This window comes from Streptomyces sp. NPDC058691 (genome assembly GCF_042714775.1).
Lineage (GTDB): Bacteria > Actinomycetota > Actinomycetes > Streptomycetales > Streptomycetaceae > Actinacidiphila.
On the sequence record NZ_JBHXSO010000128.1, the window covers coordinates 1 to 6590 of the forward strand.

Sequence of the window (6590 nt, forward strand, 5' to 3'; positions counted from 1 at the left end):
CCCGGAACGCTGGGACGGGGCGCGCCGTCCCGCCCGGGGTCGTCATGGATGAGTCGCGGGTCGTCCTCGTAGCCGGGGGCGACAGCGAAACCCAGACCGTCGCTGCCGCCCTGGATACGGCGTTCATCCCACATGCCACGCTCCACGGGATTGTCGTCCGTGTCGCTGTAGAAAGGCGCGACAGCCCGCGCAAGCGCCCCCTGGCTGTCATCTGCCGCCTCGGCCGGCAGACACACCGCCACCCAAACCCCCGCCATCCCGACCCCTCTTCCTGCCATCCCGGCGACCAGCATGATCGCACGCGTCGCCAGCACAGTCTTTGGGCCAGCATGACGACCTGATCGAGCGCCGCGAACGGTCATTCCGAGGCAAGCGTGATGGTCAAGGTGATCGCGTTGCGGATGGAGAGTTGATCGATTCCGTTCTGAAGCAAAAGGGAGCGGAGGTCGGTTCTCAACTGCGCGAACACGCGCGGAGCGGAGTCGTCGTCGAGGGTGAGGGCAAGCCGGGCGGGCAATCTCCCGAGCGACCCATCCGAGGAACACGCCTTGATGCCCAGTTTCACACCGTCCGCAAGGACACGCCCAGAGCCGAAGCGACCAACAGTGCGTAGCCGGCGGTCAGTTCTCCCCTGGCATCCAGGGCCAGCAGGCGGGCCACCGCGCCCTCACGACCCGACCCCGGCCACCGACTGGAAGGATCATCGTCACAGGCCGGGACCTGGCCGGACACCACCCATCACCCCGGCGAATCGAAGCACCGTCTCCTGTGGGAGATGTCCACGACCCGCTCTTCCCGGAACTGAGCGCCTTCCAAGGGACGACAACCCGGCTTCACCCACGGCCGGGCGTACCCGATCTGTCAGCCAGAGCGCGCCGGGCGGCAAGGTGGTTGCGAGCAGGGGGCGCCACCTCGTAGTCGCTACGCCCAGGGCAGTCTGGGCAGCCGGTGACTGGCTACCCATTGCGCGATCGGACCATCATGGCCAGAACCGGGGACTCCGCCGACGGCTGGCAGGTGCCGACGCGGCAGTACCCCCACGACTCGTAGAGCCGCAGCACTTTCCCGCCCCCCGCGGCAGGGTTCACCATCAGCGACGCCCACGGCACACCCGGGTAAGCCGCCAGCAGCGCATCGTGGGCGCGGCGGGCCGTCCCCGTCTTCCGCCACGGCACGCGCACACCCAGCTCCTTCACCGCCACAGCCGACGCCGCGGTGTACTCCTGTCCCGGAGCCGGGGACACCCTGGCCCACCACAGGTCGCCCTGCTCCACGGTGTGGGCGTACGCGTAGCCGACCGGCGCGCCGTCCTCGGTGTAGGCAAGGACCGCCGTGAAGCCAGGGGCCTCACCGTGCCGGTCCAGGCGTTCGGTGAACGCCTGGAGCGCGTAGTTCGGCAGGTGAAGCAGATCGGCGCGTACCTCGGCGTAGACCGCGATCAGGTCGTCGCGGACTAGCAGCAGCTGATCGTAGGCGTGCAGCGTGATGGAGTGGGCGGTGGTCATATGGCAGTCAGTTCCCCGGGAGCTCGGGCATATTCGAGTGCTGGAGGCGCTGCTGCCCTGTGACTGCAGCTCGAAGGCCGGCACCAGGGTGTCGGCGTGCTTATCGGCGCGCAGTTGGGCTAGGAATTCGCTGGGGCGCCGGGCGCGGGAGCGTACGGCGTGACGGGGGCGTGGTCGGGCTGTGCGCGCTCCACGCCGGCCCGGGCGGCCGCCGTACGAGGCGCGACGCGTGGCTTTGGTGCCGGTCACGGGGCTGTGCAGGCAAAGTTCCCGGCGTTGACGGCCTGCCCGGGCCGCAGCACACTGCAGCCCTGCTGTGTGCAGTACGCCCCTAGATCGCGCTCGGTATCGAACTTGCCGAACAGCAGCCTGTATTCCATGTACCCGTACAACTGCACCCACTTGAGCAGCGCGGCTCCGATGCCCCGCCCGCGGGCCTCCACGGCCACCACGCGCGAAGCCACGCCATCGGTGCCCCCTCAGCTTGCCCGAGAACCGCTTGTGGCGCGCCCTCGATACGTCTAGCCTGCGAGGCAGGCAAGGAGCCTGGGAGAGTGCCTGGGCCACCGCCGATCACCTTGAGGTACGGAGCGTCGGAAAGCGCCCTCGCCACCACCTCCTCCCATCCCTGCACCCTCCTGTCCGGCCGTTGCATGCCGGGCGGGCGAAAGGCGTCCCCTTGACCATCTACTCTCAGCACGCCAGCCGCGGGAAAACTCAGGTCCTGGCGACCTATCAGGGTCCGGACGGCGTCGAATCCAAGACCGTAACGAGCCTGGGCGACCCGCGCCTTGCCGTTCCGATCACCGACGCCCTCAACCGGATCTCCGCCTTCACCACCGTCCCCGTCAGTGTCCACGACCTCCGGGAACAGCGTGTGGACTACTACCCGCGCAAGCACCTTGCGGCACTGACAGCGGCCGCCGCCCGCGCCGATCTCCTCTGTGGTGCCCATAGTCTCTGGTACGAGTACGTCTGCCTGCGGCTTCACCAGGCGCTGGCCGATCTGGAGAACGCTCTGGTAAGCGTGCCCGATACGGTGCGCCGAGCGATCCTCTCCGAACTGGAGTCGGAAGAAGTCGAGTTGCGTACGGCACTCGACGACTTCTCGGGAATCTCTTCGAACCCCGAGACGGAGAACGTGCGCTGCTGGCAGTTCGCCCATCCCTTCGTGAAGCATGACGACGGAATGGACACACTCAGCGTCGAGACCCGCGAACGGCTCGACCGCCGTGAGGCAGGGCTCACTTCGCAGGAGCGGGAGAAGGCTGTCGCGGCCCTGAGGGTGCTGGTCACAGCGCACTCCCGGTGCTCCGGAACCTGGGCCACGCTGGACGACCCCAGCCGCGAACTCTTCGCCGAGCCTCACGATTCCGACGGTTTCTACCTGACGGTCCAGGCCCCGGAGCTTGGCGATTACGACAGTTGCTGGGAGGTCCAGGTCGGGCGCTGGGAGCCGGATGATCCCGACGAGGAGTACGGGGACCACAGCAGTGCCACAGGCAGCATGGTGATCAGCTGCGTCCTTCCCGCTGTACCGGACGCCAATGAACTCGCACACTTGCTGAAGTCCGTCGAGGAGAAGCCACTGCTGCTTGCCCAGTGGGCCGAGACGCCGGTGGGCGCGGCACTCGCGGGGACGACGGTAGTGGTGACAGAGCGCTGCGACTCCTGACCGGAGGTCTGGAAAGAGATACCGGCCTGCCGGAGCGACGGGCTTGCCGTGGATCGGGAACCAGCGCAGCCGGCCCGCGACGTTGTCCCCGGAACGGCTGGAGCAGCTGTCTGGGCTTGATTCGCTTCGCCGGACATCCGAGATCAGGGGTTGAGTCCCCGGAAGGATGTCCACCATGGAGAGCATGGGGAAGAAGAAGCCACGTCCTCGCCGCTCGTTCGCGCCGGAGTTCAAGGCCGAGATCGTCGAGCTGTGCCGACGCGGGGACCGTTCGGTCGGCCAGGTCGCGAAGGACTTCGACCTGACCGAGACCGCGGTGCGGGACTGGGTCAAGCAGGCCGAGGTCGACGCCGGCGAACGGGACGGCCTGACCAGCAGTGAACGCGAGGAACTGGCCGAGCTGCGGCGGGAGAATCGGCGGCTGCGTGAGGACGTGGAGGTCCTCAAGCGGGCCACAGCTTTCTTCGCCAAGGAGACCCGGTGATGATGCACCCGTTCATCGAGGCGGAGAAACAGGCAGGTCACAGTATCAAGCGGGCATGTGAGCTGCTGCAGGTCTCCCGAGCCGCCTTCTATGCCAGACGCGCCGGCATTCTGGGCCCACGGGCGGTGCGGGACGCGGAGCTGATCGAGCAGATCACCCAGGTCCACACGCGATCGCGCGGAACCTACGGAGCCCCGCGCGTCCATGCTGTGCTTCACCGTGAGGGCGTCGGCTGCGGCCGTCGCCGCGTCGCCCGGCTCATGCGGGCCGCCGGGCTGCAAGGCCGTCATCGCAGAAGGCGGCACCTGACCACGATCCCCGATCCCCAGGCCGCCTCCCGGCCCGATCTCATCGTCCGCGACTTCCAGCCCGACCCCACCGGAGTCGACACGCGGTGGTGCGGCGACATCACCTACGTTCCGACCGACGAGGGCTGGCTGTATTTGGCCACCGTCATCGACATCGCCTCGCGCCGCGTGGTCGGCTGGGCCACCGCCGACCACCTGCGAACCGATCTGGTCGCCGAGGCCCTCACCGCGGCCTGCCGACAGCGCCACCCCACCCGTCCCGTGATCTTCCATTCCGATCGCGGATGTCAACACCAGCCAGCAATTCGCTGCGCTGGCCGCCGAGTTCGGCATCCGGCTGTCGGTCGGCCGCACTGGGCAGTGCTGGGACAACGCGCTCGCCGAATCGTTCTTCGCCACCATCAAGCGCGAGCTACTGGGCACCGTGACCTGGCCCAGCCGGGCCGCCGCCCGCACTGCGATCTTCGACTTCATCGAAAGCTGGTACAACCTGCACCGTCTGCACAGCAGCCTCGGCTACCGCAGCCCAGCGGAATACGAGACAGCACACGCAGCCTGACCACCACACCATTGTCCGTCAAAGCGGAACAAGCTCACCATCCGTATCCGCATCGAATCCGACGAGTTCCACCCGACCCTCGGAGGAGACCCACACTTCAAGGCTCCCGTCCTTGAAACCCGTCGAGCCGTCGGCCGTTTGCTCTCCGAGCGAGATCAGCCCGGTCTCACCGCCCAGCAGACGATCAGCTTCCCCACCAGGCATGCCGGGCCAAAGCCCTGAGGTCTCACCAGCAACCACAAAGGAAACGATCACGTCGAGCACGGTGTCCACCGCCGGAGGCTACAGGACCGATGTCCGTCACAGGACAGCTCTCACCCAGATCTCAAACACGCTCTCAGACCGAGCGTGATCGCTCAGTAGACCTCGTTAAACGCTAGAAGGTTCTCCGCCCCGAGCAGACGCCCGGCGCCCGGTGTGCGACCCTCACCGTTCGCGCCACCTGCTGCGGACCGGCTCCACGAGCCCTGCCGCTTCGACGAGCGCTCTGAGCGCCGAGGTGAGCACGGATGCCGCGAAGAAGTCGCCGACCATGTAGTGAAGATCACGGAACGCCACCGAGCCGACCGCTCCCAGCGCACCACAGTAGAGCGCGGCCCAGAAACCTCGCCATCGGCGCATGGGGTAGACAACCAGTGGCAGGAGGGGCCAGACGTAGGCCACGGCCCCGAGTGCCGCCGCCAGCGCGACGACTATGACGGTCACGACTCTTCGGCCTTTCGGTTCACAGGACGCCGGTTCCCACGAGGATCCAGCCCGCGGCAAGCGCGGCGGGGAGGAATATGAGGCCGCTCGCGAAGACGAGCCCCATTTTCCACGAGGTCCGATCGGCGATCTTCACGCACAGCAACGTCACAGGCGTCAGGTACAGGAACAACGGGACGAACACGAAAAGGAATCCTGCCCCCATGACACACCTCTCTGTCTTCCTTATAGTCTCTGTGTTCTTTCAACGGAAACCGGGTGTCGGGCCCTGGGCCCGACACCCGGTTATTCAATCATTCCCGTCTACGGCGTCAGGTTGGTCTGGAACTCTGTCCCGGGGTCGTCGCAGTGGAAGACCTTCGAGGGCCGGTTTCCGGGACCGTCCCCGAAGAGCGGGACGGGAGGGGCCACGTTCCACGGGCTGCCCCCGCTGCCCCGGTCGGACGCGTCGCAACCGCCGAACGCGTTGCCGTTGGGCGCGGTGGCCGGGAAGTTGGAGAAGTTCTTCCAGTCTCCTGCGTGCACCCGTGTGCTGGACGGTCTATTTCGCCGCCGTTGTCTTTTCGCTTCTCACCGACCGGCGCAAGGCCCGAAGACAGGCAGCCCAACCCTGCGACCACGAGATCTCCGACCCCGGCCTCACACCGCAGGACATCGGCGAGGTGGAATCAGTGTCCGCCGGCCAGGCCCTGCCTGTGCAGCCGGACGCCGGCGGCGACCGCTTCGACGGTGAGGCGACGTGACCTGAGGGGCCTTCAGCAGGGTCGAGGAGCGGCGCGGTGGCCTGTGAGGGCGTCGCCAACCAGATGGCGGTGAATCCGGCCCGGGGCAGACCGAGGCCGGATGGGCCGGATGACAGGACGCGGCCGGTACCCGGACCAGACCACCGTCGACAGCCCAATACCGACCTGCCTCAACTCGCGACCCATGCCAAACACCCCCCCGGACCGATTCTCGAACCACCACCGCGGCTACGGCTGCGCGAGCGAAGACAACGGGGCGGGCCGACAACGGGCTGCCGCTCTTGCACTGCCGTCGAAACTCCGCCGGTCGAATTCTGAGTCGGACAAATGTCGGCGCTCCTGGACTGACATGTCATGAACGACCCGCGAACAGGCGCTCAACCGTTCAGGATCGCCTTCGCCACCTCGTCCGGGTGAGTCAGCAGTCCGAGGTGGGGCCCAGGAACCATGACCGGTTCAAGTCCGAGACGGGCCGCAAACTCGCTACCCGGGCGGGCAAGTGCCCGGTCCTCTCCGCTAAGAGCTCGTAACACGATCACGTGGAGCGGCGCAGGTCAGCCGTAACCGGTGCGACGATTGAGCCGTTCGTGAGGGCGTGAGCGTCAAGCCGT

At 67.1% G+C, this 6590-nt stretch carries 11 protein-coding genes and 1 pseudogene; 5 read left to right on the forward strand and 7 right to left on the reverse strand.

Translation table 11 applies throughout. The features are described 5' to 3' along the window. Positions 1-358: 358 nt before the first annotated feature. The 3 genes from ACFWVC_RS38335 to ACFWVC_RS38345 all read right to left on the reverse strand — a co-directional run bounded on the left by ACFWVC_RS38335 (position 359) and on the right by ACFWVC_RS38345 (position 1969). The gene (locus ACFWVC_RS38335) at positions 359-565 is read right to left on the reverse strand and encodes a hypothetical protein (protein ID WP_384299305.1); all 207 of its coding nucleotides are present in this window, start codon (positions 563-565) and stop codon (positions 359-361) included. Positions 566-956: 391 nt separating this feature from the next. Continuing rightward, entirely contained in the window at positions 957-1505 is a 549-nt protein-coding gene (locus ACFWVC_RS38340; RefSeq protein ID WP_384299308.1) for a GNAT family N-acetyltransferase, read from the reverse strand. Positions 1506-1750: 245 nt separating this feature from the next. Then, positions 1751-1969 (reverse strand): hypothetical protein, encoded by a 219-nt coding sequence (locus ACFWVC_RS38345; RefSeq protein WP_384299311.1) that lies wholly within the window; start codon positions 1967-1969, stop codon positions 1751-1753. A gap of 215 nt (positions 1970-2184) precedes the next feature. Between ACFWVC_RS38345 and ACFWVC_RS38350 the strand changes: the two genes are divergently transcribed. The 4 genes and pseudogenes from ACFWVC_RS38350 to ACFWVC_RS38365 all read left to right on the forward strand — a co-directional run bounded on the left by ACFWVC_RS38350 (position 2185) and on the right by ACFWVC_RS38365 (position 4531). Continuing rightward, a complete protein-coding gene (locus ACFWVC_RS38350; protein WP_384299314.1) occupies positions 2185-3180 on the forward strand; it encodes a hypothetical protein in 996 nt (331 codons plus the stop codon). Between the two features lie 175 nt (positions 3181-3355). Continuing rightward, entirely contained in the window at positions 3356-3664 is a 309-nt protein-coding gene (locus ACFWVC_RS38355; RefSeq protein WP_384299317.1) for a transposase, read from the forward strand. A 2-nt stretch (positions 3665-3666) separates the two neighbouring features. Continuing rightward, a pseudogene (locus ACFWVC_RS38360) lies at positions 3667-4254 on the forward strand (IS3 family transposase); the annotation flags it as partial. A gap of 55 nt (positions 4255-4309) precedes the next feature. Further along, complete coding sequence (locus tag ACFWVC_RS38365; RefSeq protein WP_384299349.1) at positions 4310-4531, forward strand: integrase core domain-containing protein; 222 nt, start codon at positions 4310-4312, stop codon at positions 4529-4531. An 18-nt stretch (positions 4532-4549) separates the two neighbouring features. Here ACFWVC_RS38365 and ACFWVC_RS38370 read toward each other — a convergent pair whose 3' ends face one another. The 4 genes from ACFWVC_RS38370 to ACFWVC_RS38385 form a co-directional block, all read right to left on the reverse strand. Beyond that, positions 4550-4804, reverse strand: a complete 255-nt coding sequence (locus ACFWVC_RS38370; RefSeq protein WP_384299356.1) for a hypothetical protein — start codon at positions 4802-4804, stop codon at positions 4550-4552. 153 nt (positions 4805-4957) lie between these two features. Then, positions 4958-5236, reverse strand: a complete 279-nt coding sequence (locus tag ACFWVC_RS38375) for a hypothetical protein (protein ID WP_384299320.1) — start codon at positions 5234-5236, stop codon at positions 4958-4960. A gap of 19 nt (positions 5237-5255) precedes the next feature. After that, positions 5256-5420, reverse strand: a complete 165-nt coding sequence (locus ACFWVC_RS38380; protein ID WP_384299329.1) for a hypothetical protein — start codon at positions 5418-5420, stop codon at positions 5256-5258. 119 nt (positions 5421-5539) lie between these two features. After that, positions 5540-5761 (reverse strand): hypothetical protein, encoded by a 222-nt coding sequence (locus ACFWVC_RS38385; protein ID WP_384299337.1) that lies wholly within the window; start codon positions 5759-5761, stop codon positions 5540-5542. Positions 5762-5763: 2 nt separating this feature from the next. Between ACFWVC_RS38385 and ACFWVC_RS38390 the strand changes: the two genes are divergently transcribed. Next, a complete protein-coding gene (locus ACFWVC_RS38390; protein ID WP_384299342.1) occupies positions 5764-5979 on the forward strand; it encodes a hypothetical protein in 216 nt (71 codons plus the stop codon). Positions 5980-6590: the final 611 nt, after the last annotated feature.